This window comes from Cellulosimicrobium cellulans (assembly GCF_016907755.1).
Classification (GTDB): Bacteria; Actinomycetota; Actinomycetes; order Actinomycetales; family Cellulomonadaceae; genus Cellulosimicrobium; species Cellulosimicrobium cellulans_D.
The window spans coordinates 2,374,314-2,393,019 of sequence record NZ_JAFBCN010000001.1 but is presented as its reverse complement, the minus strand read 5'-3'; the positions used below and the strand labels follow the sequence as shown (position 1 = coordinate 2,393,019).

The window sequence follows — 18,706 nt, the reverse complement described above, 5'->3', positions numbered from 1 at the left end:
CGCAGCCCGAGCGCGCGGAGGGCTGGCCGTGCCCGAGGGTGACATCCTGCGGCTCGTGTCCGCGCGCCTGGACGAGGCGCTCGCCGGCCGGGTCCTCGTGCGCGCGGAGCTGCGATGGCCGACCGCCGCTGAGGTCGACTTCACGGGCCGGACCGTCGTGGCGAACGTGCCGTACGGCAAGCACCTGTTCACGCGGCTGGACGACGGTCGGTCGTTGCACACGCACCTGCGCATGGAGGGGTCGTGGCGCCTCGCCCGCACGGGGTCCCGGGACGCGCGCGGCGCGGAGCCGAACGTGCGCGTGGTGCTCGCCAACGAGTGGTGGACGGCGGTGGGCAACCGCATCGGGATGCTCCACGTGCTGCGCTCGGCGGACGAACGGACCATCACCGGCCCGCTCGGCCCCGACGTGCTGGCCGACGACTTCCTCACGGCGGGTGTCGCGGAGGCCGTCGCGCGCCTGCGGGCGGACGACGCGGCGGGAGGCACGGGACCACGGCACCGACCCGGCCGCGAGAGGACCGGCGTCCCCGTCGCGGAGGCGCTGCTCGACCAGCACCTCGTCGCCGGCATCGGCACGATCTACACGGCCGAGTCGCTCTTCGCGGAGCGGATCTACCCGTGGACGCCGGTCCGGGACGTCGAGGACCTCGCCAGCGTGCTCACGACGGCCCGAGCGCTCATGCAGCGCACCGTCCGGCACGGGTTCGACCCCCGGGCCGGCGTGGTGCGCCACGTGCACGCGCGCACACGAAAGGCGTGCCACGTCTGTGGCACGCCTGTCGCAGAAGGTACGGCGAACGAGCCGCCGTACGAACGTCCGGTCTTCTGGTGTCCCTCGTGCCAGGCGCCGCCCGCGAGCGGGTGAGCGCGAGCGTCGCTGCCCGGCACCTGCTCCCGGGGCGGCCCCGGCGTGGACCGTCAGCCGACGGGCTGCAGGTCCTCTCGTCGTGCCGTGCCCTCGGGGTTCTGCCGCCCGAGGACCGCGGTCGCGAAGTCTGCCGGGATCGTGTCCGGGATGAGCAGACCCTCGGCGACGGCGACCCGGTCGCTGACCTCGCGCAGCACCAACGACATCGGGATGTCGAGCGCCTCGCAGATCGAGCCGAGGAGCTCCGACGACGCTTCCTTCTGACCGCGCTCGACCTCGCTGAGGTAGCCCAGCGAGACCCGTGCGGCGGAGGACACCTCTCGCAGGGTGCGCCCCTGTCGCTGGCGAGCGTCTCGCAGCACGTCCCCGATCTCTCGTCGAAGAACAATCATCTGGCGACCCCCTTCCGTGTCCCGTGCGCCCCCGGGAGCCGGTGAGGCCCCCACCGGGGTGCGCGAACTGCTCGTGCCGGTCTTCCTGTTCACTGCCCCGCGTGACGGGGTCGTCCTACCGTACCCCGCCCGCGGTCCGCTCACGTCTCCGGTTCGGCGTGCCGGACCGGCCGTCGGCGCGTTGTCCGTGCGGCCCACCGGTCGGTTGACGGTCCTGTTGGCGATCACGTGCTGTGCAACGTCCCGACGTGGGGCCTTGTTCCCGCGCCCCGCCGCCCGGCGAACCCCCCCGCGGCACGTTCACGACCTCTCCACGCGCGCCGCGGGCCCGGGGTCGGCAGGCATCTCTGACGAACGCGGTTCACCCGCGGATTTCACCCCGCCGGTCCTCGAGAGGCTGCTCCTCGGCCACCGCGCGCGCGAGGTCGATCGCCGCCGCGACCGTCCCGGCCCGGACCGTCGCGCGCTCGCCGCCGAGGTGCAGCCGCCGCACCTGCGTCCCCCGCGGCCCGCTGGCGGCGACGAACACCGTGCCCGGCTGCTGGCCGTCCTGCGGGTCCGGTCCCGCGACGCCCGTGGTCGCGACCCCGACGTCCGCACCGAGCACCTCCCGCACCCGCTCCGCCATCTCGCGCGCGACGTCCGGGTGGACGGCTCCGTGCGCGGCGAGGAGGTCGCCGTCGACCCCGAGCACCGACCGCTTGACGTCCGTCGCGTACGCGACGACGGCGCCGCGGAGCACGCGCGACGCGCCCGGGACGTCGACGATCGTCGCGGAGAGCAGGCCGCCCGTGAGCGACTCGGCGGTCGCGAGGGTCCACCCGCGCGCCTCGAGCGCGGCGAGGAGCCCGACGACGTCCGGGCGGGCGACCGGGGCCCCCGCACCGGCGTCGCGCGCCGCCCCCGTCACGACGCCGACGCGGCGTCCGGCGTCGCCCCGCGCTCGGCGAGGCGGGCCGCGCGGATCGCGTCGCGCCGCAGCCGCCAGCCCTGGTAGGCGTACTCCACCCCCGTCACGACGGTGACGAGGATCGCGGCGGCGAGCACCACCCAGGCGACGACGCCGATCCACGCGGGCAGGTGCGCCAACGGCAGGAGGAAGAGCGTGATCGCGACCGTCTGGAGCACCGTCTTGAGCTTGCCGCCGCGGGACGCGGGCATGACCGCGTACTTGAGGACCGCGAACCGCAGGAGCGTGACGCCGAGCTCGCGCGCGAGCACGACCACGGGCACCCACCAGGGCAGCTCGCCGAGCGGCCACGCGAGCAGGACCAGCGCGGTGCCGACGAGCAGCTTGTCCGCGATCGGGTCGAGCAGCTTGCCGAGGTCCGTGACGAGGTCGTACTTGCGCGCCAGGTAGCCGTCCAGGCGGTCCGACGTCGCGGCGAGGACGAAGATGCCGGTCGCGACCAGCCGCCACGTGACGGACTCCCCGCCGTCGACGAGCAGCGCCCACGCGAAGAACGGGACGAGCAGGATCCTCGCCATGGTGACGAGGTTCGCGGAGTTCCACGGCGAGGGGACGGCAGTGACCACGTCACCAGCCTAGGGGGTCGCCCGGGGTGCCCCGTCCGCGGACCGCCCCCGCGGTCGCCGGCTCAGCGCCAGCCCGACTCCACGTCGGCCCCGTCGTGGTAGTCCGTCGCCACCGGCGGCATGTGCCCGTCGGTGCCCTCGCCGTAGTCGTGCCCCGCGCTCCCACCGGGGGCGGCGGAGGGCGCGGGAGCCTGCCCGTCGAAGACCTCCTGCGCCGGCTCGCCCCGGATCAGCGCGAGCGCGGACGGCAGCTCCTCCGGCGTCACGAGCACCTCGCGGGCCTTGGACCCCTCGGACGGGCCGACGATCTCGCGCGACTCGAGGAGGTCCATGAGGCGACCCGCCTTGGCGAACCCGACGCGCAGCTTGCGCTGGAGCATCGACGTCGAGCCGAACTGCGAGGTCACGACCAGCTCCGTCGCCTGCAGGAGCAGGTCGAGGTCGTCGCCGATGTCCTCGTCGACCTGCTTCTTCGTGACGGACTGGGCCACGTCCTCGCGGTAGACCGGCTTGAGCTGGCCCTTGACGTGCTCGACGACCGAGTGCACCTCGGACTCCGAGACCCACGCGCCCTGGACGCGCATGGGCTTCGCGGCGCCCATCGGGAGGAACAGCGCGTCACCCTGTCCGATGAGCTTCTCGGCGCCCGGCTGGTCGAGCACGACGCGCGAGTCCGCGAGCGAGGAGGTCGCGAACGCGAGTCGCGACGGCACGTTGGCCTTGATGAGGCCGGTGACGACGTCGACCGACGGCCGCTGCGTCGCGAGCACGAGGTGGATCCCCGCGGCGCGCGCGAGCTGCGTGATGCGCTGGATCGACGCCTCGACGTCGCGCGGGGCGACCATCATGAGGTCCGCGAGCTCGTCGACGACCACGAGCAGGTACGGGTACGGCGCGATCTTGCGCTCGGAGCCCGGCAGCGGCTTGACCTTGCCCGAGCGCACGGCGGCGTTGAAGTCGTCGATGTGCTTGTACCCGAACGCGGCGAGGTCGTCGTACCGCGCGTCCATCTCCCGCACGACCCAGTCGAGGGCCTCGGCGGCCTTCTTCGGGTTCGTGATGATGGGCGTGATGAGGTGCGGGATCCCCTCGTAGATCGTCAGCTCGACGCGCTTCGGGTCCACGAGCACGAGGCGCACCTGCTCGGGCGTCGACCGCATGAGGATCGACGTGATCATGGAGTTGATGAAGCTCGACTTGCCGGCCCCCGTCGCGCCCGCGACGAGGATGTGCGGCATCTTGGCGAGGTTCGCGACGACGTAGCCGCCCTCGACGTCCTTGCCCACGCCCATGACCATGGGGTGCTCGGTCCGGCGCGCCGCCGACGACCGCAGCACGTCGCCGAGCACGACCGTCTCGCGGTCGGTGTTGGGGATCTCGATGCCGATCGCCGACTTGCCGGGGATCGGCGCGAGGATGCGCACGTCCGCGCTCGCGACCGCGTAGGCGATGTTGTTCGAGAGCGACGTGATGCGCTCGACCTTGACCTTGGGACCGACCTCGACCTCGTAGCGCGTGACCGTCGGGCCGCGCGTGAAGCCGGTGACCTTCGCGTCGACCTCGAACTGCTCGAACGTCTGGGTGAGCGCCTCCACGACGCGGTCGTTCGCCGCCGACCGGACCTTGTGCGGCGCCCCCTTGACCAGGGAGTCCTCGTTGGGCAGGAGGTAGACGGTGTCGCCCTCGAGCATCGGCTGCACCCCGCGCGGCAGCGGGCTGCTCGGCGGGGGCGGCGGGACGCTGCCCACGCCGTCGGCGGGGTCGGGCGCGACGGCACCCATCGCGGCCGCCGCGGTGTCCTGGGCGGTGCCCTGCCCGACGGCGGGGACGGCCTCGGTGGGCGCGGTGCCGGGCGCCGGGTCGTCGCCGCGGCGCTTCCTGCCGCGCCCTCGCGGGGAGTCCTCCTCGTAGTCGAGGAACGCCGCGGTCTCGAACGCCTCGTCGCCCGAGAAGCCGCCCTCGGGCTTCTCGATCTCGGCCGCCTCCGCGGCGCGCTGCGCCTTGGTCTTCCGGGGCTTGCGGGGGCGACGACCGGCCGGGACGTCGGAGCCGTCGTGGCGCGAGACGCCCTCCGCGAGCGCGAGACCGTCGGCGTCCAGCTCCGCGTCGTCCGCGCGGTGGTTGCCGGTGAGCACGTCGTAGAGGCCGCGCAGCCGGCTCGGGATCCGGTGCACCGGCGTCGCGGTGACGACCAGCAGCCCGAAGAACCCGAGCAGCAGGAAGATGGGCACCGCGAACCAGGGCGTCAGCCCCGTGGTCACGGGCGTCGCGGCGAGGTAGCCGACGATCCCGCCCGCGTCCTGCACGGCCTCGAAGCCGTCGCGCGGGGCGGGAAGGTCCTCGGAGATGTGCACGAGCGAGCACACCGACACGACGATGAGGGTCAGCCCGATCGCGACCCGCGAGTTCGCCTGGGCGCGCTCGGGGTGGCGCATGATGCGCACGGCGAGCCAGAGCAGCAGGACGGGCACGGCGACGCCCGCGAGGCCGAACGTGCCCGCGACGACGCCGTGGACGACCAGGCCGAACGTGCCCTGGATGCCCCACCACTCGCGGGCCGCGACGACGACCGCGAGGCCGATGAGGAAGAACGCGACGCCGTCGCGCCGGTGTGCCGGGTCCAGCTCTCTTGCTCCCTTTCCGATGGTGCGCACGAGCGCTCCCACGCCGTGCGCCGCGCCGAGCCAGACCGCCCGCACCGCGCGGACGGGCCACGGCGGCCCCGACGCAGGTCGCCGGGCGGGCCGGCGTGAGCCGGAGGAGGTGGACCGCCCGCGACCCGTACCGGCGCGCGACGTGCCGCGGGCCGAGGACGAACCGCCGCGCGCCGAGGTGCGGGGCGCTGGCGTGCGGTTGCTCGCGGTCCGACGTGCCTGCGGGGACGTGCGGGTCGCCATAGTGGTCCTAACCTACCTGCGGGGGACGACACGGACGCGGACCCGGCGGCGCGTGTCTCGGGCGGGCTGGGGCGGGGCGGTCCGCGACCCCGCGAGCGACGACCCGTGAACGACGACCCGTGAACGACGAGGACCGGAGGACCCGTGCACGAGCCCACCCACGCCGAGCAGAGCGACGGACCGAGCGGCGGACCGGCCGACCCGGGCCTCGCCGCGCCGCCCGGGGTGACGACCGCGCCGCGAGCGCGCGACCTCGTCGAGCTGGTCCCCGGGCTCTGGGTCGCGACGGCCGAGATCTGGACGACGACGTCGACCGTCGTCACCACGCCGGACGGCGAGGCGCTGGTGGTCGACCCGGCGGTCACGGTCGCGGAGGTCGACGGACTCGCCGCCGCCGTGCGGGCACACGGCTGGCGCGTGACCGCCGGGTTCGCGACGCACCCGCACTGGGACCACGTGCTGTGGTCGCCCGCGCTCGGCGCCGCGCCCCGCTGGGCGACGGCGCGCACCGCCGACGCGACGCGACGGCGCCGGACCGCGATCCTCGCGTCGACCGAGGCCGCCGCACCCGGCCACGACCCCGCGCTCGTGGGCGCGCTGATCCCGCTCCCCCGCGGCGCACGCCGGGTCCCCTGGCCCGCCGCCGCACCGACCGACCCGAGGACGGTGACCGTCGTCGAGCACGACGCCCACGCGCCGGGCCACGCCGCGCTCGTGGTGCGCACGCCGGACGGGAGCGTGCTCGTGGCGGGCGACATGCTCTCCGACGTCGAGGTACCGCTCGTCGACACCGACGCCCGCGACCCCGTCGCCGTCTACCGCGGCGCGCTCGCCGCGCTCGAGCTCGCCGCGCGCGACGTGGACGTGCTCGTCCCCGGTCACGGGAGCCCCGCCGTCGGACGCGCTGAGGTCGCCGAGCGCTTCGCAGCCGACCGCGCCTACCTCGACGCGCTGAAGGCCGCTCTCCGCGGCGGGACCGTGCCTGACGAGCGCCGGCTCACGGGCTACGTCGCCGAGTGGCACGACGCGCAGCTCGCGGCGCTGCGCTCACGCTGAGGCCGCCCTGCCCCTCCCACGGACGGTGCGGGCCGCGACCCGGAGCGCTTCCGACGCAGGTCGCCGGGCTCAGTCGTCGAGGCCGAGCTCCACGGACCGGGCGAGCGCGGCGTCGAGCGCCCGCTCGTCGGTGACCAGGCGGTGCAGGTGCCGTGCCGCGGCGTGCAGGGCACCGAGGTCCGACCCGTACACGCTCACCATGCCGCCCTCGGGGTCGAACCCGACCGCGTCGAGGACGCTCGGCTCGTCGTCGGTGAGCGCGGCCTGGAGCGCGCCGGAGAAGTCGTACCCGGAGCCCTCGACGCCGTGCCGCTCGAGGGCACCCTTGTGCTGGTGCCACTCCGGGCCGCCGGGCGAGTAGATGATGCTCCACCCCTGCGACAGGGTCACGAGGCGGACGGGGTCGAGCGGGGCGAAGTCCTCGGCGTTCGTCATGCGGGAACCGTAGCGGCGACCACCCACGACGCCGCGGCGCACGTCCGGAGCACGTCCGGAGCGTCCGGTGCACCAGCCGAACCAGGACTGCCGCGTCACCCGAGGAAGAGCCCGAACGCGAGCGTCACGACGCCCGCGGCGAGGACCACGCCGCCGGCGGGGAGCAGCACGACGGCCCGGTTGGGCGCCTCGCGTCCCGCACCTATCGCGGAGAGGAAGAACCCGGCGGGAAGGAGGATCGCGGCGACGAGCACCCCGGTGGCCGCGAGCCACCGCCAGAATCCCGCGAGGTCGGTGGCCTCCGCGAGCAGCAGGCACACGAGCCCCAGGATGACGAGCACGCCCGCGTGCGCGTGCCCGGCGCGGAAGAACGACGTCTGGAAGCCCGTCGCCGGCACGCGCCGTGTGACGACCTTGACGAGGAACGCGCCGCCGGACTCGATGCCGACGACCGTGAGGAGGACGACGCCCGCGGTGATGCGGGCGGCGTCGGTGAGCTCGAGCACGGGACCTCCTGGGCTGGCGGGACGCTCGGCGCACGGCACGCCGCGGTTTGCGAACACTGTTATAGAACAGCGTTCGCAAACCGGTGTCAAGCCCTCTAGACTCGATGCGTGGCACGACCCCGACTGCACGACGACGCCCTGCGCGACCGCCTCCTCGACGTGGCGTCGCGCGCCATCTCCGAGCACGGCGAGAGCGCGGTGACGGTGCGGTCGGTCGCGACGGCGGCGGGTACGAGCCCGTCGGCGGTGTACGCGCTCTTCGGCAGCCGCGACGACCTCGTCGCTGCCGTGTCCGCCGAGGGCTTCCGGCGCTTCGCCGCCCACCTCGCGGCCGTCGTCCGGACCGACGACCCGGGCGCGGACCTCGCCGCCCTCGGTGGCGCGTACCGCGCCTTCGCGCTCGCGGACCCGCACTTCTACGCGGTGATGTTCGCCCGCGGCGTGCGGCCCGGCGCGGAGCGCCCCCGCGCCGTCGAGGAGGAGACCTTCCTCGTGCTGCGCGACGCCGTCGCGCGCCTCGTCCCCGACGCGGCGTCCGCCGCCGACGTCGCCCTCGGGCTGTGGGGCCTCGTGCACGGACTGGTCTCGCTCGAGCTCGCCGGCCTCGTGCCCGGCGACGACCCGGAGCGCGCCGCGCGCTACGGCGCGACGCTCGCCACCGTCGGCCCAGGCCTGGTCCGGCGCACCGGGACGTAGCGAGGCCCGTCGGGTCGCCCGGGATCCTTCCCGAGACGTGAGAAGTGGCCCCTGCCAGACCGACGGCAGGGGCCACTTCTCGCTTCTCGCGCCGGCGGACCCCCTGAGGGGTCCGCCGGCGCGGACGTCGTCGGTCAGGCCTCGACGACCACCGGGACGATCATCGGGCGGCGCCGCAGGCGGTTGGAGACCCACCGCCCGATCACACGGCGCATGATCTGCTGGAGCTGGTGCGTGTCGGTCGCGCCGCCGGCGATCGCGTCCTCGAGCGCCTTGACGACCTCCGGCTGGATGTCCTGGAACACCTTGTCGTCCTCGGCGAACCCGCGCGCGAGGATCTGGGGCCCGGCGAGCACCTTGCCCGTCGCGGAGTCCACGACGGCGAAGACGGACACGAAGCCCTCCTCGCCGAGGATGCGCCGGTCCTTGAGCTCGGCGTCGGTGATCTCGCCGACGCTCGACCCGTCGACGTACACGTACCCGCACGGGACCGCGCCGACGACCGACGCCTTGCCGTCGACGAGGTCGACGACGACGCCGTCCTCGGCGAGCACGACGCGGTCGGCGGGCACGCCCGTGCGGACCGCGAGCGCCCCGTTGGCGACGAGGTGGCGGACCTCGCCGTGCACCGGCATGACGTTCTTGGGCTTGAGCACGTTGTAGCAGTAGAGGAGCTCGCCCGCGCTCGCGTGGCCGGACACGTGCACCTTGGCGTTGCCGCCGTGCACGACGCGCGCGCCGAGGCGCGTGAGCCCGTTGATGATGCGGAACACGGCGTTCTCGTTGCCCGGGATGAGCGACGACGCGAGGATCACCGTGTCGCCGTGGCCGACCTGGACCTTGTGGTCGCCGTTGGCCATGCGCGACAGGGCGGCCATCGGCTCGCCCTGCGACCCCGTGCACATGAGCACGATCTCGTCGTCGCGCAGGGAGTCGACCTTCTTGAGGTCGATGAGCACGCCCTCGGGCACGTGGAGGTACCCGAGCTCGGCGGCGATCGTCATGTTGCGGACCATCGAGCGCCCGACGAGCGCGACGCGGCGCCCGTGGTGGTGCGCGGCGTTGAGGACCTGCTGCACGCGGTGCACGTGCGACGAGAACGACGCGACGATGATGCGCTTCTCCGACGCGGCGAAGACGTTGTCGAGCACCGGTCCGATCTCGACCTCGGGCGTGACGAACCCGGGCACCTCGGCGTTGGTCGAGTCGACCATGAACAGGTCGACGCCCTGCTCGCCGAGCCGCGCGAACGCGCGCAGGTCGGTGATGCGCCCGTCGAGCGGGAGCTGGTCCATCTTGAAGTCGCCCGTGTGCAGCACGGTCCCGGCGCCGGTCGTCACCGCGACCGCGAGCGCGTCGGGGATCGAGTGGTTCACGGCGACGAACTCGCAGCGGAACACGCCGAGCTGCTCGACCTGCCCCTCCTTGACCGCGAGGGTCACGGGCGAGATGCGGTGCTCCTTGAGCTTGGCCTCGACGAACGCGAGCGTGAGCTGCGACCCGACGAGCGGGATGTCGCGGCGCAGGCGCAGCAGGTACGGGACGGCGCCGATGTGGTCCTCGTGGCCGTGCGTGAGGACGATCGCCTCGATGTCGTCCAGCCGGTCCGCGATGTAGTCGAAGTCCGGGAGGATGAGGTCGACGCCGGGCTGGTTGTCCTCGGGGAAGAGCACGCCGCAGTCGATGACGAGCAGGCGCCCGTCGTACTCGAGGACGGCCATGTTGCGGCCGACCTCCCCGAGCCCGCCGAGGGCGACGATGCGCAGCCCTCCGGTGGGGAGCTCGGGAGGCAGGGAGAGTTCGGGGTGGGGATGGCTCACGGGGCCTCCTGTCGTGGCTGAGCCGGGGGTTTCGAGGGCTCCTGCCCTCGCTAGTTCGTGGGTGCGGCAGCGCCTGCCGCGGTGGTCGCGCCGGCGAGCACGCCCGCGGCGGCGAGGGCGTCGCGCACGAGCGCGACGTCGTCCTCGGTCGCCGCGACGTTCGGCAGGCGCAGGAACCGGTTGTCGGTGAGGCCGAGCAGCTCGACGGCGGCCTTGGCCATGACGGCCTGGAATCCCGCGCCGTTGAGCGCGTCGATGACGGGCGTGGTGGTGAGGAAGACGTCGAGCGCGCCCGCGTGGTCGCCCGCGTCGAAGCGGCGCACGACCTCCGCGAACGGCCCGGCGACCGCGTGCCCGGACACGGACACGATGCCGGCGGCGCCGTGCGCGAGGAACGGGAGCAGCAGGCCGTCGTCGCCGCTGTAGAACGCGAGCCCGGTCGCGGCCGCGAGCTTGGCGGCGGCGTACACGTCGCCCGTCGCGTCCTTGCTCGCGACGACCCGGTCGTGCGCCGCGAGCCGCGCGTACGTCGCGGGCGCGATCCGCACGCCCGTGCGTCCGGGGACGTCGTAGAGCATGACGGGGAGGTCGGTCGCGTCGGCGATCGCCGTCACGTGCCGGTACACGCCCTCCTGGCTGGGGCGCGAGTAGTAGGGGGAGACGACGAGGAGCCCGTCGGCCCCGGCCTCGGCCGCCTGCTCCGCCATGCGCAGGGCGTGGTCGGTGTCATTGGACCCGGCCCCGGCGACGACCGCCGCGCGGTCGCCGACCGCGTCGACGACGACGCGCACGAGGTCCTGCTTCTCCGGCGCGTGGGTCGTGGGCGACTCGCCCGTCGTGCCGCTCAGCACCAGGCCGTCGTTCCCGTCGTCCACCAGGCGCTTCGCGAGCCGCGCCGCCGCCGCGAGGTCGACGGCGCCGTCGGGCGTCATCGGGGTGACCATGGCCGTGAGGACGGCGCCGAACGGGCGCGCGGGGGTGGCGGGAAGGACCATGTGCACAAACTACCGTGCGGCGCGTCCGGGCACCGCGCCCGTCCAGGCGCGAGGCCCCCCGCGCGACCGCCGCCCGGGTGCGTCCCCGCGACCCCGAGGGCGATACTCGGAGCATGTCCCGCCCCGCCTCGACGTCGAACCTCTCCCCCGCGCTCGTCGCGCACGTGCCCACGGGGCTGCTCGTCGACGGCCACTGGGGCCCGGCCGAGGGCGGTCGGACGTTCGAGGTCGAGGACCCGGCCACCGAGGAGTCGCTCTTCGACGTCGCGGACGCGAGCCCCGCGGACGCGCTCCGCGCGCTCGACGCCGCGCACCGCGCCGCCCCGGCGTGGCGCGCCACGCCTCCGCGCGAGCGCGGCGAGGTGCTGCGCGCCGTCTACGACCGGGTCGTCGCTCGGGCCGACGACGTCGCCGCGCTCATCACCGCCGAGTGCGGCAAGCCGCTCGCGGAGGCACGCGCCGAGGTGCTCTACGGCGCCGACTTCCTGCGCTGGTACGCCGAGCAGGCGGTGCGGGCCGAGGGCCTCGCCCGCACGGCCCCGGCCGGGGGCAACCGGCAGCTCGTCTTCCGCCGGCCCGTGGGTCCGGCGCTGCTCGTCACGCCGTGGAACTTCCCGATCGCGATGGCGACGCGCAAGATCGGCCCGGCGCTCGCCGCGGGCTGCACCGTCGTGATCAAGCCTGCCCGGCTCACGCCGCTGACGACGGCGCTCGTCGCCGAGGTCATCCGGTCCGAGCTCGCGGACCGCGGGCTGCCGACCGGCGTCGTCAACGTCGTCCCGTCGTCGCGCGCCGCGGACGTGACCGAGCCGCTCCTCGCCGACGAGCGCCTGCGCAAGCTGTCGTTCACGGGCTCGACGGCCGTCGGCCGCACGCTGCTGGAGAAGGCCGCGCCCCAGGTGCTGCGCACGTCGATGGAGCTCGGCGGCAACGCGCCGTTCCTCGTGTTCGCCGACGCGGACCTCGACGCCGCGGTCGAGGGCGCGCTCGTCGCGAAGCTGCGCAACGCGGGCCAGTCGTGCGTCGCGGCCAACCGCTTCCTCGTGCACGACGCCGTCGCACGCGAGTTCGCCCAGCGGCTCGCCACCGCGTTCGAGCGCCTGCGCGTCGGACCGGGCGCGCAGGACGGCACACAGGTCGGTCCGCTCATCGAGGCGAAGGCCGTCGACAAGGTCGCCGAGCTCGTCGACGCCGCGTCCGACGGCGGCGCCCAGGTCCTCACGGGCGCCGACCGGCCGCGGTCCACGGGGTACTTCTACGCCCCGACCGTCCTGTCCGGGGTCGACCCCGACGCGCGCGTCGTCACCGAGGAGATCTTCGGGCCCGTGGCGCCGGTCGTCGCGTTCGGCGACGACGACGAGGGCCTGGCGCTCGCCAACGCGACGGAGTACGGACTCGCCGCCTACGCGTACACCTCCTCGCTCGACCGCGCCGTGCGCGTCTCCGAGGAGGTCGAGGCCGGGATGATCGGCATCAACCGCGGCCTGGTCTCCGACGCGAGCGCGCCGTTCGGCGGGGTCAAGCAGTCCGGCCTCGGCCGCGAGGGCGGCGAGGCAGGACTCGAGGAGTACCTGGAGACGGTCTACGTCGCGCTCTGACGCACCCGTCGCTCGTGCTGCCGAGGCGTGACCCGCGTCGTCGGGCCGTCACCCGGCGTTGGTAGCCTGACGCTCCCCTGCCACCGACTCCCGGAGAGCCCACGCCCGTGACCTCGTCGCCCGCGTCGACCATCAGCCCGAACGTCCCCTCCCCCAGCGCCCGCGTCACGACCGTCGGGTACATGATCTTCGCGTCCCGCTGGCTCCAGGCCCCGCTCTACTTCGGCCTCATCGTGGCCCAGGTCGTCTACGTCTGGCAGTTCCTCAAGGAGCTGTGGCACCTCATCGTCGGCGGCTTCACGGGCGAGCACATGGTCGAGGACCCCAAGACGCACGAGATGGTCCAGCACGCGTTCGGCGCGGAGGAGATCATGCTCGCCGTCCTCGGCCTCGTCGACGTCGTCATGATCTCGAACCTGCTCATCATGGTCATCGTCGGCGGCTACGAGACCTTCGTCTCACGCATCCGGCTCGACGGCCACCCCGACCAGCCGGAGTGGCTGAGCCACGTCAACGCGAACGTCCTCAAGACCAAGCTCGCGATGTCGATCATCGGCATCTCCTCGATCCACCTGCTGCGCACGTTCATCGACAGCGCCAACTACACGCCGTCCCAGATGATGTGGCAGACCCTCATCCACCTCGCGTTCGTCGTCTCCGCGCTCGCGCTCGCGGCGATCGACCGCATGTCCCTCACCGCGCACCAGCGCGCGGCCAACGCCGCCGCGGCGGGCGAGGGCCCGGCCGACCCGCACGCATGAGCCGGCCCGACGACGTCCCGCGCCCCGGCGCCGAGCCCGACGCCCCGGCGTCGCTCGACGCCGAGGTGACGGACGCCGTCGAGCACGCCGTCGAGGACGAGGTCCGCGCCGCGGTCCGCCAGGCCGTGTCGGTGTCCGTCGCCACGGGTCTGTACGGCATCTCCTTCGGCGCGCTGTCCGTGGTCGCGGGCCTCGACGTCGCGCAGACCATGGCGCTGAGCCTGCTCATGTTCTCGGGCGGGTCGCAGTTCGCGCTCATCGGCGTGGTCGGCGCGGGCGGCGCCCCGGGTGCCGCGATCGCCACCGCGGGCTTCCTCGGGGTCCGCAACGCCCTCTACGGGGCGCAGCTCGGCCCCCTGCTCGCGCTGCGCTCGTGGCACAAGGTGGTCGCGGCGCAGTTCACGATCGACGAGTCGACCGCGGTCGCGACCGCCCAGCGCTCGCGCCGCGCCGTCCGGGCCGGGTTCTGGTGGACCGGGGTCGGGATCTTCGTGCTCTGGAACGCCATGACGCTCGTCGGGGCGCTCGCGGGCGACGCGCTCGGCGACCCGCGCGCGTGGGGCCTCGACGCGGCCGCGGCCGCCGCGTTCCTCGCCCTCCTGTGGCCCCGGCTCGCGGCGCGGGCGATGCAGCTCACCGCGGCGGCGGCCGTCCTCGTCGCGGTCCTGCTGATACCGGTCGCGCCGGGCGGTGTGCCGGTGCTGGCCGCCGCCGCGGTCGCGATCGTCATCGGGCAGGTGGACGCGAGGCGTCGGCACGACCCGTCGGGCGGGTCGTCGGCACCGCCCGTCGACGGGCACCTCGGGAAGGAGTCGTCATGACGCCAGCGACCGTCTGGGTCGTCGTGCTGGTCGCGTCCGCCGTGTGCTTCGCGCTCAAGCTCGCCGGGCACCTCGTGCCCGAGCACTGGCTCGCCGACGAGCGCGTCGCGCGCACGGCGGCGCTCGTGACCGCCGCGCTCCTCGCCGCGCTCGTCGCGGTGCAGACGGTCGGTGACGGGCAGGCACTGGTCGTGGACGCGCGCCTGCCCGCCCTCGGCGTCGCGGCGGTCGCGCTCGCGCTGCGCGCGCCGTTCATCGTCGTCGTGGTCCTCGCCGCGGCCACGGCCGCGGGGCTGCGTGCCCTCGGCTGGGGATGATCCCGGCTGGAGGGACCCCCGAGGTCTCGTAGGGTGAACCCGTGAGCCTCTTCCGCGAGACAGCCGACGTCTCGGTCCGCCCTGCCGTCCCCGGCGACGACGTCGCGATGACCGCGATCCAGGTGGGCGCGTGGCGCTCGTCGCACGAGGAGGTCCTCGGCGAGGACGTGCTCGACGCCCTCGACACCGTGCGGATGCACGAGCAGTGGGCCGCCGCGATCTCCTCGCCCCCCGGCCCGGGCTTCGGCGTGCTCGTCGCGTGCGCCGGGGCCGACGTCGTCGGGTTCGCCGCCGTGGCCCCCGGCCAGGTCCTCGCGCTCGAGGTCGAGCCGCGCCACCAGCGCGGCGGGCACGGGTCGCGGCTGCTCGCCGCGGCGGTCGACCGGCTGCGCCGCGACGGCGCGGAGGAGGTCGCCACGTGGGTGCTCGACGGCGACACCGCGCGCGAGACGTTCCTCGCCGGGGCCGGGCTCGGTCCTGACGGGCGGACGCGCACCCTCGCGACCGGGGTCCGGGACGTCGTCGAGCGCCGTTGGGCCGCCGAGATCTGAGGGCTCCTGCGACCGTTCGTCACGCAGCCGTGACACCGTCGTGACCCGTACGCGCACCTGACCTGCGAGGATCGACCGCCATGGGCATCCTCACCGACTACTTCTCCGCACCCGACGACGCACAGGCCGGGAGCGCGGCGCGTCAGGGCCCGAGCAGCCCCGACCCCCTGACGAACCAGCCGGCGTTCCCCACGGTCGAGCTCAAGGGCATCGACCCGTTCGTCGTGCTGGGCACGCTCGCGGGCCTCCTCACGGACCGCCCGTACGCCGAGGCGAAGAGCGACCCCCGGCACGGGGAGCTCGTCGCCAGCGCGGGAGACGAGGGCCCGTGGGTCGTCGCGGTCACCGCGGAGCTCGTCACGGCGCTCGCCGCGGCGACACCGACCGATCTCGACGCCGTCGCCGTGCGCTGGGCCGCCACCGAGGAGCTGGAGGGCTCCGACCCCGCGGACCTGGCCGGTGCCCTGCGCCGGCTCGCGACGCTGTGCGTCCGGGCGGACGACGCGGGCCACCGGCTCTACTGCTGGACGAGCCTCTGACCTGTCGACGTGCTCCACCAGGCGTGCGGCGGCCCGCCAGGCGGGCTACCTCGGGCGTGGTGGACCGCCTCGATCACCGACGGGCGCGGTAGAGCGCCGCAGCCTTGCGCAGGGCCTCGCGTGCCCGACGGCGGTCGCGCGCCGCGTCGTAGGCGAACGCGAGGTGGTACCACGCCTCCCAGCTCTGCGGGTCGGCGTCGACCGCCTCGCGGTAGGGGCCGAACGCGGCGTCGGCCGCGTCCCGGTCGATCCGACCCCCGGGCGAGCGCGGCAGGTCGTCGACGGGGAGCCGGCCGCGCGCCGCCAGGTCGTCCGCCATGCGCTGCACGGTGCCCGCGAGCAGGAACTCGCGTCCGACCAGGCCCACCACGAGCAGGGGCAGCACGAGCACGCCCGCGCCGATCACCATCGCCACCGGCTCGCCCGTCTGGATCAGGGCGGTGGCGCGCCCCGCCACCTGCCACACGTACAGGGCGAGCAGGATCGTCACGAGCACCGCGCCGGCGATCGCCTTCCACGGGCGGGCCGCGCCGCCGCGCCGGTCGGGACCCGAGCCCGTGCCGTGGTCCTCGCCGGGGTCGGCGGGGCCCTCGGTGCCCGGAGCGCTCACGCCAGGTCCAGCACGTTCTCGAGCCCGACCGTCAGCCCTGGTCGGCTGCCGACCTCGCGGACGGCGAGCAGGACACCGGGCATGAAGGAGACGCGGTCGAACGAGTCCTGCCGGATGACGAGCTGCTCGCCCGCGTTGCCGAACAGGATCTCCTCGTGCGCGACGAGGCCGCGCAGACGCACGGCGTGCACGCGCACGCCGTCGACGTCGGCGCCGCGCGCCTCCCACCCCGTCTCCGTCGCGTCGGGGCTCGCCGTGACTCCCGCGTCGGCGCGCGCCGCGGCGATCGCCGTCGCGGTGTGCCGCGCGGTGCCCGACGGCGCGTCGACCTTGTCCGGGTGGTGGAGCTCGATCACCTCGGCCGACTCGAAGTAGCGGGCGGCCTTCGCCGCGAACGTCATCGCGAGGACGGCCGAGAGGCCGAAGTTGGGCGCGATGAGCACGCCCAGCCCGGGTGCGCCGGCCGCGGCGGCGCGGCCGAGGTGCGCGACGACGCGCCCGCGGCTCTCCTGCGTCCAGCCCGTGGTCCCGACGACGGCGTGGACGCCCGCGTCGATCAGCGCGTGGACGTTCGCCTCGGTCGCGGACGGGACGGTGAAGTCGACGGCGACGTCGGCGCCGCCGAGCGTCGCGGCCGCGACCTCGTCGCCCGCGTCGAGGCGTGCGACGAGCTCGAGGTCCGCCGCGCCCTCGACGGCCGCGCAGACGGTCGCCCCCATGCGCCCGGCGGCGCCCAGGACGGCGACCCGCAACGGGCGACCCGGTCCCTGGTCGGGGGCGGTCGGGGCGGTATCGGGCGCGGGGATGCTCTGCTCGCTCACGCCCGTCACCCTATCGCCGGTGCGCGGCCGGCCTGCGCGTCGTCCGCCGCACCGGAGGCGGGTCCGCCCGGGTCGAGCCGCCCGCAGCACGACGGCGGCCGCCCTCCGGGAAGGAGGACGGCCGCCGCGAGGTGCCGTGGCACGGCGAGGGTCAGCCGCCGAACGGCCCGACGCGCACGACGGACCGCGGCCGCGAGGCGAGCTCGCCCGCCAGCTTCTGCACGTCGTCGGCCGTGACCGAGCGGATCGCGTCGAGCGACTCCTCGACGCTCAGGAGCTCGCCGTAGACGAGCTCGGCCTTGCCGAGCCGGCTCATGCGCGAGCCGGAGTCCTCGAGCCCGAGCACCATGCCGCCGGAGAGCTGGCCGATGCTGCGGTCGAGCTCGGCGCCCGTGATGCCGTCGCTCGCGAGGCGGTCGAGCTCGGAGTGCAGGAGCTCGGTCACCTCGTCGACCTTGGACGGCGCGCACCCGGCGTAGAGGCCGAACGTGCCGATGCCGCCGTGACCGGAGGCGAACGAGTACGTCGAGTACGCGAGACCGCGCTTCTCGCGGATCTCCTGGAACAGACGTGAGCTCATGCCGCCGCCCAGCACCGCGCTGAGCACGGAGAGCGTGAAGCGGCGGTCGTCCGTCGCCGACAGGCCCGTGCCGCCGATGACGACGTTCGCCTGCTCGACGGCCCGGTGGACCGACAGCTCGACGCCCGCCGCCCCGACGCCCGCGAGCGCGGGATCCGCGGGGTCGCGTCGGGCGCGCGGCGCGGCGGCCGCGTCGAGCGACCAGCCACCGTCGTGCAGGGCCTCGGCCACCTGGGCGACCAGCGTGTCGTGGTCGACCCCGCCCGCCGCCGCGACGACGAGCGTCTCGGGGCGGTAGTGCCAGCGGTAGTGCTCCCAGACGGCGTCGCGCGGGACCGCGTTGATCGTGTCCGGGGTGCCGCCGATGGGCCGGCCGAGGGCGTGGCCCCCGAGGACCGCGGCGGCGAACTCCTCGTGCACGACGTCCGAGGGGTCGTCGTCGTTCATCGCGAGCTCTTCGAGGATCACGCCGCGCTCGGTCTCGAGCTCGTCGGGGTCCAGGCGCGCGGACGTCACCATGTCGGCGATGACGTCGACCGCCATGGGCAGGTCGGCGTCGAGCACGCGCGCGTAGTAGCAGGTGTGCTCCTTGCCGGTCGCGGCGTTGGCCTCGCCGCCGACGGCGTCGAACGCCTCGGCGATGTCCATGGCCGAGCGGCGCGCGGTGCCCTTGAACAGCAGGTGCTCGAGGAAGTGCGTCGAGCCGAAGTGGCCGTCGGTCTCGTCGCGCGAGCCGACGCCCACCCACGCGCCCATCGTCGCCGAGCGCAGGCCCGGCATGGACTCGGTGAGCACGCGGACCCCGCCGGGCAGGACGGAGCGACGGATCGTCGCGCCGTCCTGCCCGGCGGTCAGCTCGGCCCCGGCGTCACCCGCCGGGACGAGCGGGAGGTCCCAGGGCACG

20 protein-coding genes are annotated in these 18,706 nt (G+C 74.7%); 9 read left to right on the top strand and 11 right to left on the bottom strand.

Annotated features, from left to right (window positions below; all coding sequences use genetic code 11):
- Positions 1 to 28: 28 nt before the first annotated feature.
- A complete protein-coding gene (locus JOE63_RS10300) occupies positions 29 to 868 on the top strand; it encodes a DNA-formamidopyrimidine glycosylase family protein (protein ID WP_204541134.1) in 840 nt (279 codons plus the stop codon).
- 53 nt (positions 869 to 921) lie between these two features.
- Here the strand turns inward: JOE63_RS10300 and JOE63_RS10295 are convergent, their stop codons facing one another.
- The 4 genes from JOE63_RS10295 to JOE63_RS10280 form a co-directional block, all read right to left on the bottom strand.
- A complete protein-coding gene (locus JOE63_RS10295; protein WP_047234712.1) occupies positions 922 to 1,263 on the bottom strand; it encodes a helix-turn-helix domain-containing protein in 342 nt (113 codons plus the stop codon).
- Positions 1,264 to 1,624: 361 nt separating this feature from the next.
- Positions 1,625 to 2,173 carry a CinA family protein gene (locus JOE63_RS10290; protein WP_087471776.1) on the bottom strand — a complete coding sequence of 183 codons (549 nt, stop codon included), beginning with the start codon at positions 2,171 to 2,173 and terminating at the stop codon, positions 1,625 to 1,627.
- Complete coding sequence (gene pgsA, locus JOE63_RS10285) at positions 2,170 to 2,799, bottom strand: CDP-diacylglycerol--glycerol-3-phosphate 3-phosphatidyltransferase (RefSeq protein ID WP_087471775.1); 630 nt, start codon at positions 2,797 to 2,799, stop codon at positions 2,170 to 2,172. Before pgsA ends, JOE63_RS10290 begins: the two co-directional genes overlap by 4 nt.
- Before the next feature lie 62 nt (positions 2,800 to 2,861).
- Positions 2,862 to 5,696 (bottom strand): DNA translocase FtsK, encoded by a 2,835-nt coding sequence (locus JOE63_RS10280; RefSeq protein ID WP_239576680.1) that lies wholly within the window; start codon positions 5,694 to 5,696, stop codon positions 2,862 to 2,864.
- 144 nt (positions 5,697 to 5,840) lie between these two features.
- Here JOE63_RS10280 and JOE63_RS10275 point away from each other — a divergent pair, with 144 nt between their 5' ends.
- Complete coding sequence (locus JOE63_RS10275) at positions 5,841 to 6,752, top strand: MBL fold metallo-hydrolase (protein WP_204541131.1); 912 nt, start codon at positions 5,841 to 5,843, stop codon at positions 6,750 to 6,752.
- A 69-nt stretch (positions 6,753 to 6,821) separates the two neighbouring features.
- Here JOE63_RS10275 and JOE63_RS10270 read toward each other — a convergent pair whose 3' ends face one another.
- Both JOE63_RS10270 and JOE63_RS10265 read right to left on the bottom strand, forming a co-directional pair.
- Positions 6,822 to 7,187 (bottom strand): Imm51 family immunity protein, encoded by a 366-nt coding sequence (locus tag JOE63_RS10270; RefSeq protein WP_204541128.1) that lies wholly within the window; start codon positions 7,185 to 7,187, stop codon positions 6,822 to 6,824.
- A gap of 95 nt (positions 7,188 to 7,282) precedes the next feature.
- Positions 7,283 to 7,693 carry a hypothetical protein gene (locus JOE63_RS10265; RefSeq protein WP_204541125.1) on the bottom strand — a complete coding sequence of 137 codons (411 nt, stop codon included), beginning with the start codon at positions 7,691 to 7,693 and terminating at the stop codon, positions 7,283 to 7,285.
- 108 nt (positions 7,694 to 7,801) lie between these two features.
- Between JOE63_RS10265 and JOE63_RS10260 the strand changes: the two genes are divergently transcribed.
- Entirely contained in the window at positions 7,802 to 8,389 is a 588-nt protein-coding gene (locus JOE63_RS10260) for a TetR/AcrR family transcriptional regulator (protein ID WP_204541122.1), read from the top strand.
- Positions 8,390 to 8,523: 134 nt separating this feature from the next.
- Here the strand turns inward: JOE63_RS10260 and JOE63_RS10255 are convergent, their stop codons facing one another.
- Positions 8,524 to 10,209 carry a ribonuclease J gene (locus JOE63_RS10255; protein WP_087471769.1) on the bottom strand — a complete coding sequence of 562 codons (1,686 nt, stop codon included), beginning with the start codon at positions 10,207 to 10,209 and terminating at the stop codon, positions 8,524 to 8,526.
- 50 nt (positions 10,210 to 10,259) lie between these two features.
- The gene (gene dapA, locus JOE63_RS10250; RefSeq protein ID WP_204541119.1) at positions 10,260 to 11,204 is read right to left on the bottom strand and encodes a 4-hydroxy-tetrahydrodipicolinate synthase; all 945 of its coding nucleotides are present in this window, start codon (positions 11,202 to 11,204) and stop codon (positions 10,260 to 10,262) included.
- A gap of 113 nt (positions 11,205 to 11,317) precedes the next feature.
- On the opposite strand from dapA, the gene JOE63_RS10245 reads away from it, so the two are divergent.
- From JOE63_RS10245 to JOE63_RS10220, 6 genes are all read left to right on the top strand, one after another.
- Complete coding sequence (locus JOE63_RS10245) at positions 11,318 to 12,802, top strand: NAD-dependent succinate-semialdehyde dehydrogenase (RefSeq protein WP_087471767.1); 1,485 nt, start codon at positions 11,318 to 11,320, stop codon at positions 12,800 to 12,802.
- Positions 12,803 to 12,909: 107 nt separating this feature from the next.
- On the top strand, positions 12,910 to 13,563 hold the full coding sequence (locus JOE63_RS10240; protein WP_087471766.1) for a TIGR00645 family protein: 654 nt from the start codon (positions 12,910 to 12,912) through the stop codon (positions 13,561 to 13,563).
- Positions 13,560 to 14,384 (top strand): AzlC family ABC transporter permease, encoded by an 825-nt coding sequence (locus tag JOE63_RS10235; protein WP_087471765.1) that lies wholly within the window; start codon positions 13,560 to 13,562, stop codon positions 14,382 to 14,384. The genes JOE63_RS10240 and JOE63_RS10235 overlap by 4 nt, the downstream gene beginning before the upstream one ends.
- Positions 14,381 to 14,701 (top strand): AzlD domain-containing protein, encoded by a 321-nt coding sequence (locus JOE63_RS10230; RefSeq protein ID WP_087471764.1) that lies wholly within the window; start codon positions 14,381 to 14,383, stop codon positions 14,699 to 14,701. The genes JOE63_RS10235 and JOE63_RS10230 overlap by 4 nt, the downstream gene beginning before the upstream one ends.
- 41 nt (positions 14,702 to 14,742) lie before the next feature.
- Positions 14,743 to 15,252: a GNAT family N-acetyltransferase gene (locus tag JOE63_RS10225; protein WP_204541116.1), complete on the top strand. Its 510-nt coding sequence runs from the start codon at positions 14,743 to 14,745 to the stop codon at positions 15,250 to 15,252.
- A gap of 80 nt (positions 15,253 to 15,332) precedes the next feature.
- The gene (locus JOE63_RS10220) at positions 15,333 to 15,791 is read left to right on the top strand and encodes a hypothetical protein (protein ID WP_204541113.1); all 459 of its coding nucleotides are present in this window, start codon (positions 15,333 to 15,335) and stop codon (positions 15,789 to 15,791) included.
- A 73-nt stretch (positions 15,792 to 15,864) separates the two neighbouring features.
- Here JOE63_RS10220 and JOE63_RS10215 read toward each other — a convergent pair whose 3' ends face one another.
- The 3 genes from JOE63_RS10215 to JOE63_RS10205 form a co-directional block, all read right to left on the bottom strand.
- Positions 15,865 to 16,299 (bottom strand): hypothetical protein, encoded by a 435-nt coding sequence (locus JOE63_RS10215; RefSeq protein ID WP_204543619.1) that lies wholly within the window; start codon positions 16,297 to 16,299, stop codon positions 15,865 to 15,867.
- Positions 16,300 to 16,397: 98 nt separating this feature from the next.
- Positions 16,398 to 17,153, bottom strand: a complete 756-nt coding sequence (gene dapB / locus JOE63_RS10210) for a 4-hydroxy-tetrahydrodipicolinate reductase (protein WP_275582871.1) — start codon at positions 17,151 to 17,153, stop codon at positions 16,398 to 16,400.
- A gap of 220 nt (positions 17,154 to 17,373) precedes the next feature.
- A complete protein-coding gene (locus JOE63_RS10205; RefSeq protein WP_087471761.1) occupies positions 17,374 to 18,705 on the bottom strand; it encodes a M16 family metallopeptidase in 1,332 nt (443 codons plus the stop codon).
- Between the last annotated feature and the right edge of the window lies 1 nt (position 18,706).